This is a genomic window from Sinomicrobium weinanense (genome assembly GCF_018863395.1).
Classification (GTDB): Bacteria; Bacteroidota; Bacteroidia; order Flavobacteriales; family Flavobacteriaceae; genus Sinomicrobium; species Sinomicrobium weinanense.
The window spans coordinates 49,139-64,052 of record NZ_JAHKRR010000011.1; the positions used below are offsets into that span (position 1 = coordinate 49,139).

Annotated in this window: 18 protein-coding genes and 1 pseudogene; 16 read left to right on the plus strand and 3 right to left on the minus strand. The window is 43.1% G+C overall.

Translation table 11 applies throughout. From position 1 onward, the window contains the following. The first annotated feature begins 68 nt into the window (after positions 1 to 68). The 3 genes from KN811_RS19620 (at position 69) to KN811_RS19630 (ending at position 4,597) form a co-directional block, all read left to right on the plus strand. Positions 69 to 2,516 carry a ribonucleoside-diphosphate reductase subunit alpha gene (locus KN811_RS19620; protein ID WP_187964016.1) on the plus strand — a complete coding sequence of 816 codons (2,448 nt, stop codon included), beginning with the start codon at positions 69 to 71 and terminating at the stop codon, positions 2,514 to 2,516. A 129-nt stretch (positions 2,517 to 2,645) separates the two neighbouring features. Next, a complete protein-coding gene (locus KN811_RS19625) occupies positions 2,646 to 3,998 on the plus strand; it encodes a deoxyguanosinetriphosphate triphosphohydrolase (RefSeq protein WP_187964100.1) in 1,353 nt (450 codons plus the stop codon). A gap of 146 nt (positions 3,999 to 4,144) precedes the next feature. After that, the gene (locus tag KN811_RS19630; RefSeq protein ID WP_187964017.1) at positions 4,145 to 4,597 is read left to right on the plus strand and encodes a transposase; all 453 of its coding nucleotides are present in this window, start codon (positions 4,145 to 4,147) and stop codon (positions 4,595 to 4,597) included. Between the two features lie 84 nt (positions 4,598 to 4,681). On the opposite strand, the gene KN811_RS19635 is transcribed toward KN811_RS19630, so the two are convergent. Continuing rightward, a complete protein-coding gene (locus KN811_RS19635; protein WP_187964018.1) occupies positions 4,682 to 5,572 on the minus strand; it encodes a LysR substrate-binding domain-containing protein in 891 nt (296 codons plus the stop codon). 153 nt (positions 5,573 to 5,725) lie between these two features. On the opposite strand from KN811_RS19635, the gene KN811_RS19640 reads away from it, so the two are divergent. The 5 genes and pseudogenes from KN811_RS19640 (at position 5,726) to KN811_RS19660 (ending at position 8,327) form a co-directional block, all read left to right on the plus strand. Next, the gene (locus KN811_RS19640) at positions 5,726 to 6,079 is read left to right on the plus strand and encodes an NIPSNAP family protein (RefSeq protein WP_187964019.1); all 354 of its coding nucleotides are present in this window, start codon (positions 5,726 to 5,728) and stop codon (positions 6,077 to 6,079) included. A gap of 117 nt (positions 6,080 to 6,196) precedes the next feature. Then, a pseudogene (locus KN811_RS19645) lies at positions 6,197 to 6,379 on the plus strand (IS5 family transposase); the annotation flags it as partial. 62 nt (positions 6,380 to 6,441) lie between these two features. Continuing rightward, positions 6,442 to 7,071, plus strand: coding sequence for a LysE family translocator (locus KN811_RS19650; RefSeq protein ID WP_187964020.1), 630 nt, complete (start codon positions 6,442 to 6,444; stop codon positions 7,069 to 7,071). A 79-nt stretch (positions 7,072 to 7,150) separates the two neighbouring features. After that, a complete protein-coding gene (locus KN811_RS19655; protein ID WP_345725263.1) occupies positions 7,151 to 7,828 on the plus strand; it encodes a GNAT family N-acetyltransferase in 678 nt (225 codons plus the stop codon). Positions 7,829 to 7,856: 28 nt separating this feature from the next. Next, entirely contained in the window at positions 7,857 to 8,327 is a 471-nt protein-coding gene (locus KN811_RS19660) for a hypothetical protein (RefSeq protein WP_247716570.1), read from the plus strand. A gap of 5 nt (positions 8,328 to 8,332) precedes the next feature. Here the strand turns inward: KN811_RS19660 and KN811_RS19665 are convergent, their stop codons facing one another. Beyond that, positions 8,333 to 8,800, minus strand: coding sequence for a hypothetical protein (locus tag KN811_RS19665; protein ID WP_187964022.1), 468 nt, complete (start codon positions 8,798 to 8,800; stop codon positions 8,333 to 8,335). Positions 8,801 to 9,034: 234 nt separating this feature from the next. Between KN811_RS19665 and KN811_RS19670 the strand changes: the two genes are divergently transcribed. The 3 genes from KN811_RS19670 to KN811_RS19680 all read left to right on the plus strand — a co-directional run bounded on the left by KN811_RS19670 (position 9,035) and on the right by KN811_RS19680 (position 10,882). Beyond that, positions 9,035 to 9,610 carry a Crp/Fnr family transcriptional regulator gene (locus KN811_RS19670; RefSeq protein WP_187964023.1) on the plus strand — a complete coding sequence of 192 codons (576 nt, stop codon included), beginning with the start codon at positions 9,035 to 9,037 and terminating at the stop codon, positions 9,608 to 9,610. A 66-nt stretch (positions 9,611 to 9,676) separates the two neighbouring features. Next, entirely contained in the window at positions 9,677 to 10,117 is a 441-nt protein-coding gene (locus KN811_RS19675; protein WP_187964024.1) for a carboxymuconolactone decarboxylase family protein, read from the plus strand. 12 nt (positions 10,118 to 10,129) lie between these two features. Beyond that, positions 10,130 to 10,882: a DJ-1/PfpI family protein gene (locus tag KN811_RS19680; RefSeq protein ID WP_187964025.1), complete on the plus strand. Its 753-nt coding sequence runs from the start codon at positions 10,130 to 10,132 to the stop codon at positions 10,880 to 10,882. Positions 10,883 to 11,001: 119 nt separating this feature from the next. Here KN811_RS19680 and KN811_RS19685 read toward each other — a convergent pair whose 3' ends face one another. Beyond that, positions 11,002 to 11,559 (minus strand): GNAT family N-acetyltransferase, encoded by a 558-nt coding sequence (locus KN811_RS19685; RefSeq protein ID WP_187964026.1) that lies wholly within the window; start codon positions 11,557 to 11,559, stop codon positions 11,002 to 11,004. Positions 11,560 to 11,800: 241 nt separating this feature from the next. On the opposite strand from KN811_RS19685, the gene KN811_RS19690 reads away from it, so the two are divergent. The 5 genes from KN811_RS19690 (at position 11,801) to KN811_RS19710 (ending at position 14,871) form a co-directional block, all read left to right on the plus strand. Beyond that, a complete protein-coding gene (locus tag KN811_RS19690; protein WP_216334970.1) occupies positions 11,801 to 11,971 on the plus strand; it encodes a hypothetical protein in 171 nt (56 codons plus the stop codon). A 56-nt stretch (positions 11,972 to 12,027) separates the two neighbouring features. Beyond that, positions 12,028 to 12,693 (plus strand): DUF2461 domain-containing protein, encoded by a 666-nt coding sequence (locus KN811_RS19695; RefSeq protein WP_187964027.1) that lies wholly within the window; start codon positions 12,028 to 12,030, stop codon positions 12,691 to 12,693. 123 nt (positions 12,694 to 12,816) lie between these two features. After that, entirely contained in the window at positions 12,817 to 13,341 is a 525-nt protein-coding gene (locus tag KN811_RS19700; RefSeq protein WP_187964028.1) for a GNAT family N-acetyltransferase, read from the plus strand. An 89-nt stretch (positions 13,342 to 13,430) separates the two neighbouring features. Next, positions 13,431 to 13,832, plus strand: coding sequence for a TonB-dependent receptor plug domain-containing protein (locus KN811_RS19705; protein ID WP_187964029.1), 402 nt, complete (start codon positions 13,431 to 13,433; stop codon positions 13,830 to 13,832). A gap of 193 nt (positions 13,833 to 14,025) precedes the next feature. Next, complete coding sequence (locus tag KN811_RS19710) at positions 14,026 to 14,871, plus strand: dienelactone hydrolase family protein (protein WP_187964030.1); 846 nt, start codon at positions 14,026 to 14,028, stop codon at positions 14,869 to 14,871. Positions 14,872 to 14,914 lie beyond the last annotated feature (43 nt).

Consider the following 14,914-nt stretch of genomic DNA (forward strand, 5'->3'; position numbering starts at 1 on the left):
AGAATAGTCTCGGAACAACCAAATAATAAACCTTATGAAAAATATTTAATCAAAAAAACAGTAGCGGTATGGATGTAATAAAAAGAGACGGTAGAAAAGAGCCCGTGATGTTCGACAAGATCACGGCACGGGTCAGAAAATTATGTTATGGGTTAAACTCCCTGGTGGATCCGGTAAAAGTAGCCATGCGGGTCATAGAAGGATTGTATGACGGAGTGACGACCTCCGAACTGGATAACCTGGCAGCCGAGATCGCAGCTACCATGACCACCACACACCCCGATTATGCCAAACTGGCGGCGAGGATATCGGTGTCTAACCTGCACAAGAACACCAAGAAGTCCTTTTCAGAAACCATGGCAGACCTCTATAATTACGTCAACCCGCGAACCGGGAAAAAAGCACCGCTATTGTCTGATGAAGTCCATAAGGTCATTCAGGAAAATGCCGATACGCTGGACTCTACCATTATATACAACCGCGATTTCGGATATGACTATTTCGGGTTCAAGACCCTCGAAAGGTCCTACCTCCTGAAACTCAACGGCATGATTGCCGAACGCCCGCAACACATGCTGATGCGGGTTGCCGTAGGGATCCACCTCGACGATATGAAAAGCGTCATAGAGACCTATGAGCTCATGTCCAAAAAATACTTTACACACGCTACACCTACACTTTTTAATTCCGGTACACCCAAACCGCAAATGTCTTCCTGCTTTTTGCTGGCCATGAAAGAGGACAGTATAGACGGGATCTACGATACTTTGAAACAAACCGCAAAAATATCCCAGTCAGCCGGGGGAATAGGGCTTTCCATTCACAATGTCCGTGCTACGGGGAGTTATATTGCCGGGACCAATGGTACATCCAACGGAATAGTGCCCATGCTCCGGGTATATAACGATACTGCCCGTTATGTAGACCAGGGTGGCGGAAAACGAAAAGGTAGTTTTGCCGTTTATGTAGAGCCGTGGCATGCCGATATCATGGATTTCCTCGACCTGAAGAAAAACCACGGAAAAGAAGAAATGCGGGCGCGCGACCTGTTCTATGCCATGTGGATCCCCGACCTGTTTATGAAAAGGGTGGAGCAGAATGGCGAGTGGACCCTGATGTGCCCTAACGAATGCCCCGGCCTGTTCAACAGCCATGGCGAAGAGTTTGAGAAAAAATACGAAGAATACGAGGCTGCCGGAAAGGGCAGGAAAACCATAAAAGCAAGAGATCTCTGGGAAAAAATACTCGAATCACAGATAGAGACCGGTACCCCATACATGCTGTACAAGGATGCGGCCAACAGGAAATCCAATCAGAAAAACCTCGGAACCATACGTTCTTCCAACCTCTGTACGGAGATCATGGAATACACTTCGCCCGATGAGGTGGCCGTATGTAACCTGGCATCCATAGCGCTGCCCATGTTTATCAAGGGCAATGAGTTCGACCACAAAGAGCTGTTCAGGGTCACCAAACGCGTTACCCGCAATCTGAACAGGGTGATCGACAGGAACTACTATCCCATAAAAGAAGCGGAGAACTCCAACTTCCGCCACCGTCCCATAGGGCTTGGTATTCAGGGGCTTGCTGATACCTTTATCCGGCTGAGGATGCCGTTTACCTCCGATGAGGCCAAGGCGTTGAACCAGGAGATTTTCGAAACCATTTATTTTGCCGCTGTGACCGCCTCCATGGAAATGGCTAAAGAAGAAGGCGCTTACGAAAGTTTTAAAGGTTCGCCCATTTCCCAGGGAGAATTTCAGTTTAACCTCTGGGGTATCAAAGACGAAGAGCTGAGCGGAAGGTGGGACTGGGGCAAGCTGCGTAAAGACGTGGTGAAACACGGCGTGCGAAACTCCCTACTCGTAGCGCCTATGCCAACAGCTTCAACCTCACAGATACTTGGCAATAACGAATGTTTTGAACCTTACACATCCAATATCTACACCAGAAGAGTATTGTCCGGAGAATTTATAGTAGTGAACAAACATCTGCTGGAAGACCTGGTAAATCTCGGCCTGTGGACAGAAGAGCTGAAACAGGAACTGATGCGTGCCAATGGGTCTGTTCAGCACATAGATGGCATTCCGCAGGATATTAAAGACCTTTACAAGACCGTATGGGAGCTGAGTATGAAAGACATCATAGATATGTCCCGCCAACGGGGCTACTTTATAGACCAGTCCCAGTCGCTTAACCTGTTTATGGAAAATGCCAACTACGCCAAGCTCACGTCCATGCATTTCTACGCCTGGAAGAGTGGCCTTAAAACAGGAATGTACTACCTGAGGACCAAATCGGCCGTAGATGCTATTAAGTTTACACTGGACAATGGCAAAAAGGCCGCTCCGGTCCCTAAAGAGGCGGAAATACCCGCAGAAGCAGCAACCGTAGTGCAGGCTTCCGGGAAAAACCAGCCCGAAGCCGTAGAGCCGCTGACACCCGAAGAGTTGAAGGAAATGCTTGCCAAATCGCGTGAAAGCGAGGGCGACGATTGCCTGATGTGCGGATCGTAGCTTTCAGATAAAATAAAAATGTATTTTTAACCCCGGAAAGACTTTTGTCAAGGACCTTTCCGGGGTTTTGAATGTGTCGGAGGGAAAACAAAAAGCTCCGAACCCTAATAATAACACGGAACCATTATGATGCAGTGGGAAGAACTTTTATCCCTGAAACGACAGGGCGATACCAATAAACGATTGCGAAAAGAACAGGAAGAGACCCGGCTGGGGTTTGAGGTAGATTACGACCGGATCATATTTTCCTCCTCCTTCCGGAGTTTGCAGGACAAAACGCAGGTGATCCCGCTGTCCAAGACCGATTTTGTCCATACTCGGCTTACACACAGTATGGAAGTGTCTGTGGTAGGGCGGAGCCTCGGGAGGATCGTCGGGAAAAAAATACTGGAAAAACATCCCTACCTGAAAGAAGTACACGGCTACCGCTTTAACGATTTTGGTGCTATCGTAGCCGCTGCGGCCCTGGCCCATGATATAGGCAACCCTCCTTTCGGGCACAGCGGGGAAAAAGCCATAGGGGCGTTCTTTAAGTCGGGCGAAGGAGAGGCATATAAAGAATTGCTAAGTCCTAAAGAATACCAGGACCTGACGGATTTTGAAGGCAACGCCAACGGTTTTAAGATACTTACCGAGAGCCGGGACGGGGTGCAGGGCGGCCTGAGGCTCAGCTATGCCACCCTGGGGGCATTTACCAAATACCCCAAAGGGTCCCTGCCCAAAAAACCTACAAGCCACATTGCCGACAAAAAGTTCGGTTTTTTCCAGTCCGAACAGGATGTTTTTACCGATGTGGCATCCGAACTCAACCTTATACAAACACGGACAGGTGAGGACATCTCCTATGCCCGGCATCCACTTTCCTTTCTCGTGGAAGCTGCGGACGATATATGTTATACCATTATCGATTTTGAAGACGGTATTAACCTTGGCCTGATCGAAGAGGAATATGCCCTGGAATACCTGATAAAACTCGTAAAAGACAGTATCAATACCCAAAAATACGGGGAGTTAAAGACGCGGGAAGACCGTATCAGCTACCTTCGTGCCCTGGCCATCAACACCCTTATCGGCGAAGCTACAAGGGTGTTTACGCAAAATGAAGAAGCCATATTAAAAGGAGAATTTTCCACTTCCCTCTTAGACCGGAGCAGGTATACGGCCCAGGTAAACGATATCATAAAACTCAGCATTGAGAAAATATACCGTTCCAAGGAAGTGACCGAAAAGGAGATTGCCGGTTATGCCATTGTAGAAAGGTTGCTGGCCGTCTTCTGCAAGGCCGCCCTGAGAAGATACCGTGGAAAAGAAACGCATTACGACACCCTTGTCCTCAGCCTTATTCCAGAAAAGTATTTGCATAATTTCAACACGCCCTATCACTGTTTGCTGGGCGTAAGCTGTTTTGTAGCCAGCCTGACGGATGGAAGGGTTGTCGGGATTTACAACAAGATAAACGGGGGGCAGGTCGGTGGATCTTAACAGATAGCTATTCCATATACTGTTTGATTTTGCCTGGCTCTTCTTTTTTTGTTCAAGATATTGTTAATGAAGTGATTTAGACTTTTTTTTGGATCGAAATATAGGGCTACGGATATTTGTGTTGCGACACTCAAACTCCATAGCCCATGTACAAAGTACTTGACAAAGATACAATAGAAATGGAAATAGTTCCCAACATCCCGATGCCCAGCCGCGGATTTCCTCCTAGAGTGGAGCCATCCGAGATTGTCAATGCAGTTCTTTATAAGATGAAGACCGGTGTACAATGGGAATACTTACCCGTAACGGCTCTTTTTGCCGAAAGGGCCTTGACGTGGCAAGGTGTTTACTACCATTTCAGGAAATGGTGCCTAAAGGATATCAATACCAACGTCTGCTTCAATAAAAGGAATGGGAATGTGGACAGGGAAGAATATTTTGACCAAGAACTATATAATCTAAGATATGCCATAGAGCGTACCAATGCATGGATGGACGGCTTTCGTTCACTCCTCAACAGGTTCGACACCATAACGGAAAGCTGGAAAGGCTTCAACTACCTGTGCTTCGTGGTCCTGACACTAAAAAAATCAAGATAAAAAAGTCTAAATGAGTTCAATCATAATATGGGTAACCGGCACGAAAAATGATCTTAAAAAGATAAAACGGGCACACCACCTTTATTATTTCTTGTGGACTTCTTTTGATATATTCAATTCTTTGAGAAAATTCCCTAGAACAGGATTATCCTTAAGGTCATTAAAATAACAGGAGATCACTGATTGTTGCGATATGAAATCCAATTTAAATGTCCGGATATCTGCCAACAAACCATCCAGGCCACATTGGGGAATAATGGAAATTCCCAAACCACATTCAACCATCCTAACAATCAGATCCAACTGGTGAACTTCGTGTATTACATGAGGATAATATGCTGCCATATTACATATCCTTGTAATTTGATCATGCAACCCTCTTGCCAAATATCGGGGAAAAGAAATATATGACATATTCGACAATTGCTGAAAATCTTCGATCTTCGATACAGTGCCTTTAAAATGACGAGGAGTAACCAAAACAAAAGGTTCCTTATAAAAATCGTAAAGATTTAAACCCCTCGCAAAAATAGGACCTCTCAGAAAACCAATATCGGCATCACCGGACTTTATTAATTGAATCTGCTCTCTTGTAGTATACTGACTGATCTTTATTTTAACAGAGGGATATTTCCTTATAAATCTTTTTAAATAGGGCATTAATCTTTGAATAATTGAGCCTACCAGAGTAATATGTAATTCCCCTTTTTGTCCATGAACTATTTTTTTGACTTCCGACTTCATTTCGGATAAATTGGCCAATAATACATCTCCACGTTGTTTTAAATATTCTCCCGCCGGGGTTAATGTGACATTCCGTTGGTCCCGCTTAAGCAAAAGACACTCTAGTTCTTCTTCTAATTGTTGAATTGCACGACTTAGTGGTGGCTGGGTGATATGGAGTTTTTTAGCGGCATTTCCAAAGTGCAGTTCATCAGCCAATACACAGAAATAATACAGATTATTCTTTTTCATACCGAATAAGTATTAATAGATTGTTCGCAGAGCATCAAAGGTATTATATTTTTGGATCAAAATATAATATCAACATATGAAACATCATATTCATATAGGAACCCAAATAATATACCCGGATTAGCACAATCTGATCATAAAACAATAAATACAATGGAAAATCATTTAAACACAAAAAACTCCAAGGAAGTATATCAATTAAGGATTTACGAATTATTTGAGAAAAATGAAACAGAATTTTATGAACGAATGCGAGAATACGTTGTTCGGATTATGAAAAAATACGAATTTAATATTTTAGGAACCTGGAAGTCTAAATTCAATGGACGCATCGAGTTCGTATACCTATTAAAATGGCCCGATGAAAAAACCATGACTGCACAATGGAAAAAATTTATGGCGGACCAGGAATGGAATCAAATAAAAGATCAAACAACCATTAAATACGGAAATATGGTTGGAGATATTGAAAACAGGGTGCTGTCTGTGGCGTACCCGGGACATTAATAACTATACCCTGTCTTGTTTAAACGGAGATGATTTTCAAAAATCTCTGTATTGGGTTTGTGACCTAGGACCACGAAAAATCCAGTTACAGGAATTTCCATGAACTATATAATCTAACGATATGCCATAGAGCGTACTAATGCATGGATGGACAGCTTTCGTTCACTCCTCAACAGGTTTGACACCACAACGGAAAGCTGGAAAGGCTTCAACTACCTGTGCTTCGTGGTCCTGACACTAAAAAAATTCAAAATAAAAAAGCCTAAAATGAGTTCAATTATAAAATTATCATCCATTTGAAAAGCGAAATTTCATAATTTCGTTCTTTCTTTTCAAGTACAACAGTTTAACCTGATGAAGTTATGGGAATAGAAAATTTTCTGGCCTTCGTGGTCACGGCCGTAATTTTTATTATAACCCCCGGTATAGACACCGTGTTTGTTCTAAATAAATCTATCAGCCAGGGAAAAAAAGCCGGACTTTATTCCACCCTGGGGATCAATTCGGGGATTTTGGTACATACGGTTTTTGCCGCTTTGGGACTTTCCATGATCGTGGCAAAATCGGTTGTGATATTTATGGCTATCAAGTATATAGGTGCGGCTTACCTGATCTACCTGGGCATTGCAAAACTTATGACCAAAAAAGGCACAGTGCCTGTTTACGGAAAGGGGCAACCCCAAAAAACAAGCAGGCAAAATTATTTTTCCGGGCTTGTGACCAATATTTTGAATCCAAAGGTAGCCCTTTTTTTCATAGCGTTTTTTCCGCAGTTCATAAATCCGGCCCAGCTTCAGAACCCCTTGCCTTTTATGTTATTGGGCGGCACTTTTGCGCTTTTGAGTACGGTGTGGTTTCTTATACTCACATTTTTTGCCGGGACATTTTCCAAAAAGTTTACGGAGCACCCGAAGGTGGATTACTGGATGAACAAATTCTCGGGAGCCGTTTTTATTTTAATGGGACTGAAGATCGCTTTTACCAGAAAATAAAATATGGCCGGGGAGTATTCCGGCTTGCATTTTAACCTGTTGCATCCCCCATGTATAATTATTAAAAATGAATATACCCGTGAAATCAGATATAACCAAACTGGACAATCCGGTGTGGTATTCCCTCAACGAAACACATCGTGAATTTTCCATGCCCTATGAAAGTGTAAAATTCTACCAACCGGAAGTCTGTCCTTTCGGAGGTTTTAAAAACATTCATAGTGCCAATGATATAGAAGAATATGCAAAGCTGGAGGATAATTTCTTTGTTGTAGGAGAAAAACCGCATCTCGGGCCTTCCCTGAAATTGCAAAAAGAACTGGTGTGCGATCAAATGATACTGGAGCAGGAAGTAGAAATAGAGCCCGGGAATGAAATTATTGAATTGAAAAAAGAACACCAACAAGATCTATCCGATCTCGTAAATCTGGTTATGCCCGGGTATTTTAAGAAGAACACCACTCTCCTGGGCAACTATTACGGTATATTTGCAGACCATAAATTGATTGCCGTTACCGGTGAGCGCATGAAGATGGATGCATATACCGAGGTAAGTGCCGTAGTTACGCATCCGGAGCACGCAGGGAAAGGCTATGCCAAACAATTGGTGTCCCATACCTGTAAACAGATATTGGACAAAGGAAAACACCCCTATCTACATGTTGCGGAGACTAACACCGGAGCCATAAAACTGTATGAAAAACTGGGATTTGTATTTCGGCGAAAAATGAGTTTCTGGAATTTGATCAATCAATAGAAAGATTTCCCGATATAAAAACGGAAACATGAATCACAACCAAAACATGAAAGCACCATATTTAATAACGATCATCATAATTATAACCCTGCAATCCTGTACAACCGGAATAAAACGAGGCCAATCCTCCATAACGGGCACCTGGAAACTGGTTTCCGGGATGACCATCGAAGGGCGGGACACTGTATTTACCGACTATACCAAAGGGCAGGAAATGATAAAAATAATCAACGACTCCCATTTTGCCTTTTTACGGCACGACCTGAACGGCGGCAGGGACAGCACTGCCATTTTTGTCTCCGGCGGAGGCACCTATTCCCTGGACGGAAATACTTATACCGAACACCTGGAATACTGCAATTCCCGGGAATGGGAAAACAACAGTTTTGAACTGGAATATCAGATAGCAGGTGATACCTTAAGTACCAAAGGCATTGAAAAAATAGAAGAAGCGGGTGTAGACCATATGAATATTGAGAAATATGTGCGGTTAAAATAGCGGGGTCATTTCACTATTTTATAAAAAGAACTGCCCCAGTCACAGATTACTGCTCCATTTATCAAGGCTTCCTCGTCCGGGCGAAAGTACAGGTGTTCTTCGTTATTGCCCGAACAGCTTACAATAATCGGGTTGTCTTTATCCGTATAAGTAAGAGAGAAAAAAACCTCACCTTCGTTTTCAACAATGGAAAATGTTCCGTGGCCGGTCATTGTTCCGTTTTTCTTCACCCTGGTCTTGGTAAAGGTACTGTCTGAATAGAGCATATAGGTCTCCTGCCATTCCATATCCTCTCCTGTGGCTTCTGACCCTTCGAAAGCGCCTTTGGTTTTAAATAATTCCCATTTCTGCGGATAGGGATGGTTTAAAAGAGGGTTTTCAATTACGGGGTTTTCATCTGTGGGATTGTCGTCGTCAGAACAGGAAAAGAGCAAAACGACAAGTGGTAAAAGAATCAGTGCACGAAGGTTCATAATTGTAATGTTTTTGATCTGTTATATAGATGGAAGAATACCGGGTAGGTTGCGTTCCGGTGGCCCTGAATTCCCCTGGCGCTCGTTTGAGCGTAGCGGAAACGAGTGCCTCCTTGTAAGGTATGATTATGGTGTGGAATGGATGAACGGAACCTTTTACAACAAAGATCAGGACTATTTATTTGAAAGTTCCCAAAACCTCAGTAAATTGGCCTTTCCTTATTCCTTCGCCCTATGAGCAGTGTACTTTATGATCATATTAAACAATTTATACCAACGGCTCAAATACCGTATGAAGATATCGATACCTGTTTTGACCGCCTGGGTTTAGCCAAGAAGGAGACCCTCATAGAGGCCGGTGAAAAATGCGATAAGGCATATTTTGTGGAAAAAGGTTGCCTCCATGCCTATTTTATTGATGACAATGGTGTAGAAAAGACCGTGCAATTTGCTATTGAAAAGTGGTGGATCACCGATTTTCTGGCCTTTCGTTATCAAAACAAGACCGATTTTTACATTCAGGCTGTAGAAGTATCCGAAGTACTTTATATCACCCGTAATAAGCTAGAGGAATTGTTTGCCCGCCATCCGGAAATGGAAGGGTATTTCAGGCAGGTCTATGAAATTGGCTATGGAGCGGCTATAATGCGGATTAAGTATATCTTCAATTATTCCAAGGAAGAAATATTTTTTCATTTTGCCAACCAGTTCCCTGAATTTGTAAACCGGGTACCACAATATTTGCTGGCTACCTATCTGGGATTAACACCCGAATACCTCAGTAAATTAAGAGGCCGGAAGTTTTCTTGAACTGGTTCAAGTTTTTTCCGTAATACACGGGGTACCTTTGTTTTATACTTTTAAAAAAACATAAAAATGGAACAGAGAATTCAAATCGACGCTATCGAACCGCAGGCTTACAAAGCCATGTTCGCCATGGGAAAGTACCTGAATCAAAACGAACTTTCCGAGACACATAAAGGACTTATAAAAATGAGGGCCTCCCTGATCAACAAATGTGCATTTTGCATAGACCTGCATACCCTGGAAGCCTTGAAACAGGGCGAAACAGAACAAAGAATACGTTTGCTGCCCGCATGGCAGGAAACGGACCTGTTTACCGAAGAAGAACAGATCCTCCTCAAAGTTACCGAAGAAGTGACCTTGATAAGCCACCAGGGACTGAGCGAGGAAACGTATAAAAAAGCACTGGCCGTATTCGGGGAAAAATACCTCGCCCAGATGATCATGGAGATCATCGCTATAAACTCCTGGAACAGGATTGCTGTGAGTACCAACAAATTCATCACAAAATAAAAACAGACTTATATGAAAACACTTAAAATAGTTACCCTGGCCCTGATGGGCCTTTTAGTGAGCTGTAATGCAGATAAAGCCGAAAGCAAGAACCAGAACGAGGGCAACAATCCCGTCGTAGAGAAAGTTGCAGAGAAAAAAGCACCTCTGAAACAGATCAAAAAAGGGTTGCCCACGATCGGACTGATCATGTATAACCAGGTATTGATGACAGAGGTGACCGCCCCCATAGATGTCTTTACAAAACCTTCTGAAGAAGGGGTGCAACTGTTTAACGTGATCACCATAGCCGAGACCATGGACCCCGTTGTGAGTGAAGAAGGCCTGATTATGCTCCCAGATTATACGTTTAGCAATTGTCCCGAGCTCGATATTATTTTCGTGCCGAGTGCTTACGATATGAGTACAACGGTAAAGAACGACAACATTGTCAACTTTATAAAACAACAGAATACTCATACCGATTACACGGTAAGCAATTGTGCCGGGGCCCATCTCATCGGCGAATCGGGGATAGCGGACGGAATGAAAATAGTAACATATATCGGCGGGGGAGAAGAACTCCAGGAAAATTATCCGAACCTCAAGGTACAGGACGATGCCTCGGTAAGCTATGTAGAAGACGGTAAATTCATTTCCTCCAACGGAAATCTTGCCAGTTATATATCTTCGCTGGAGTTACTCGAAAAACTCACCGATAAAAAACACCGGAAGCGTGTAGAAGCGAATTTATATCTGGACAGGCTCCAAAACTGGGGGAAATAAAAGCAACCTTTTTATCATCCGCGACCCCTGCCAGGATGTAAGACTGTAGGACTTAAGACGTAGGACTAAAATATGATGGGGCCTACGTCTTAAGTCTTGAAGTTGCGGATCAAAAAAAGTCACTTTCTGCATTGCAGATGTTCCATGCTTTTCCCCGCGAGGGTCTTTTCTCCTACAATTTCAAACCCCAATCTCAGGTATAATTTTTTGGCCAGGGGATTGTCTTTATCTACCAGCAATCCCAGTATTTTGTTTTCTTTTTGAACATATTTATCGATCAGGAACCGAAGCATTTTTGAACCGACGCCCTTACCCTGTTGATCGGGATTTACGCCTATACAATCAATATAGAACTCACCTGCCTGGGTTTCACTTTCAAGGTTGAGCTCCCGGTTGAACCGTGCTTTTATTTCTTCGCTGACTGGTTTCCTGAGTGCCTTGAGTTGCGCTCCGTCATATACAAGGGCAGCCGCGATAACTTTATTTTCATTTTCGGCTACCCAGCAGTTTTCATAAGAATACTGATTGCCTTTCCGGGCTATCAGATCTTCGAGGAGTAGCGTTGCTTTTTCAGGATTATTCTCCCCGATAAACTGACGGGCTATCTCACCCATGGCCAGCATTATATAAGGGGCTATGATTTGGGAGTCTTCTCTTGTCGCTTTTCGGATGATCATAAAAACACGATTTCAAATGATCCGAAATTTACACAAATTTCCCGCCGCCATTGGAGAAGATCATGGTTTTTAGAATAAATTAACTTGGGAAGCAGGTATGCACTCCAACGTGTGCCCGGGATCAGAGCGGCAATTTGCTGATCCATAACAAGGAACAATAGGGAGTGTAGCCGAAAATGGTTATATTTACAGTATATTAACCATGGTTTTAATGTACTTTTTGTAGCATAAATTCTGGAATATGAAAAATATACTTTTATTGATCGGTCTTGTATTTTCAACAATAGGGTTAATGGCTTTTTTTCTTTTTGAAATTAGAGTATTGGGATACTTTATATTAGCCCTGGGTTTTTTATGCTGTTTAACAAACCTGATCTTACAAATAAATAAAAAGGAAAAAATTAAATCTTAATACAGGCCTGGCGTTCGTTTACAACGAATGCCATCACCCAGCCAAAACCTTCTGTTATGATCTCCAAAGAAACCCTTACCTTTCTGAAAGAACTTAAAACCAATAACGATCGGGACTGGTTTAACGAAAACAAAAAGCGGTTCAAGGCAGCAGAAGCCGAGATAAAAAATACCGGTAATATCGTTTTTGAAAAGATGAAAATGCACGATGCTCTGGACCGTGTCAAACTTTTCAGGATATACCGTGATGTACGTTTTTCGGCCAACAAGCAACCTTACAAAACCCATTTCGGACTTAGCTTCCACAGGCAAAAACCGGAGTTCAGAGGGGGGTATTACCTGCATATAGAACCAAAAAATTCCTTTATGGCCACAGGGTTCTGGCAGCCCGAAAAAAATGATCTGCACCGCATTCGCAAGGAGATTGAAATGGACGATTCCGAAATGAAGGAGATCATTAACGATGAAACCTTTCAATCCGTTTGGGGCCAGCTCAAAGGGGAGGAGGTAAAAACAGCGCCCAAAGGTTTTAACAGGGACCATCCGGCCATAGACCTGATCCGGAAAAAGCAGTATATCTTCACCAAAAATCTTACGGATAATGAAGTGCTGAGCAAGGATTTTCCGGAACTGGTAGACCAGTCATTCCGGGCCATACGCCCTTATTTCGATTATATGAGCGAGGTGCTTACCACCGATTTGAACGGGGTTTCGATGATCTGAATTTTAAAGGGTAACCTTTGTGTACATGAATCCGTTGCGTTGTTGCACAGAGATTCCACAAAGCAGGCCCAAAGTGATACAACGGGTTGTATGGAAATTAAGAGTATAACTCCATAAAATAAGATGCATTTACAACCAACTTTGAACAATGATTTAATAGTTCTGAGACCACTCAGGGAAAATGATTTTGAGCCACTCTATGAAGTAGCAAAAGACCCTTTGATCTGGGCACAGCATCCTTGCCCGGACCGGTACAGGAAAGAGGAGTATTCCAAATTCTTCACGGATTCATTAAAGTCAAAAGGCGCACTGATCATCATAGACAAATCAAATGATAAAATTATCGGGAGCACAAGGTTCAAACCTGTTAAGAATGTAGAGAATGCCGTTGAAATTGGCTGGTCGTTTTTGTCCAGGAATTATTGGGGCGGGAAGTATAACAGGTCAATAAAGATGTTGATGATGGACTATGCTTTTGAATTTGTAGATGATATTATATTCTACGTGGGCAAAAACAATATTCGTTCGCAAAAGGCAGTAAAGAAAATTGGCGGATATAAAATAACAGAACCGCAGTTGAGCTATCTGATAAAAGACAGTACATCAGATTGGACCTATCGGATAAACAAGAAAGCAATTTGTAAGTAAAGGGATTTTATGGGACAGACAACGAAAAATTCCCTTGCGTTCGTTTAAGCGTACTACAAAACCTCTATTTTAATTTACCAGGAAAAACAATGAAAAAGATAAGCCTCTTTGCGCTCCTGTGCTTTTTTAAACTAAATGCCTTTGCCCAGGAACCTTCCAGTGCCTATATAAAGGTTAAAAACATCATGCAGGAAGAATTAAACTATACCTTAGAACCGGACCATAAAGAGGTTCAGGTTCAAAGGCAAGATACGACAATCGTAAAACCGAAACCCGTCCGTAATGGAATAGGGCCATGTATGAGCCTCATTTCGGCAAACCCTGCACCACTTGTTGTATTGAATGGCGCACCCATAGCTCCGGAGGAATTGAAGAACTACGAGGCCAAAGATATCGACAGCATAAAGATCTTAAAAAACAAGGTGGCAACGGCTGTTTACGGGGCGAGAGCCAGTAATGGGGTCATATTATTATATTCCGGAACAGAATAGAAGGATGTAAACTGTGGATTTTATATAGCTTTTCAGGATAAAATCGATAATCCACTTTTTATTATGCTTTTCTTTTCAACCGGGATGGGGACGGCTGCTCCAAATCTGGCGCTCGTTTGCTTCGATAAACTCAGCACAGGTGCAACAAGTGCCACCTTATTCGACCCATTAAAAACAAATAAATACAAACCATATGAAGACCAGTATAAAACACCTTGCGTTACTGCTTCTTGCCCTGATCGTGGGAAGTTGCAAGAACACTAAAAAAACAGACCCTTCCGGAACAGAAGAACCGAAAGCTGTTGAAACCGTTGACATTAAGAGAGAAGAAATCAACTATAAGGCCGATACCACCAACCTCAAGGGTTACGTGGCCTATGATGCAGGAACAGACAAAAAACGCCCGGGCATTCTTATTGTCCACGAGTGGTGGGGCCATAACGATTTTGTGCGCAAGCGTGCCGATATGCTTGCAAAACTGGGCTACACTGCCCTGGCCTTGGATATGTATGGCCAAGGCAAACAGGCACACCACCCCGAAGATGCAGGCAAGTTTGTACAAAAGGTAATGAGCGATATGGATGTGGCCAGCGGGCGGTTTGAAGCGGCCAACAAGATACTGAAAAACCACCCGACTGTCGATTCCACGAAGATAGCTGCGATCGGTTATTGTTTCGGAGGTAGTGTGGTGCTGGTCATGGCCAACATGGGCATGGACCTCGATGCCGTGGCCGTGTTTCACGGCGGATTGATGCCCCCGCAACCCACAAAGAACATCAAAGGCAGGTTATTGTTGTGTAACGGAGAAGATGACCCTTACATTTCCAAAGAAACGGTCAGTGCTTTTAAAAAGAAAATGGACAGTGTAGGAGCCGATTATAAATATATTTCCTATCCCGGTGCAGTACATGCCTTTACCAACAAAACAGCAGATTCTCTCGGTAAAAAATTCGATTTGCCCCTGGCCTATAACAAAAATGCCGACGAACAGTCCTGGCAGGAGCTGCAAACGCTCCTCACCGAAACCTTTGCCGATTAAACCCCGGAACTCGTTTGCAACGAGTGCCACCAATTAACACTGT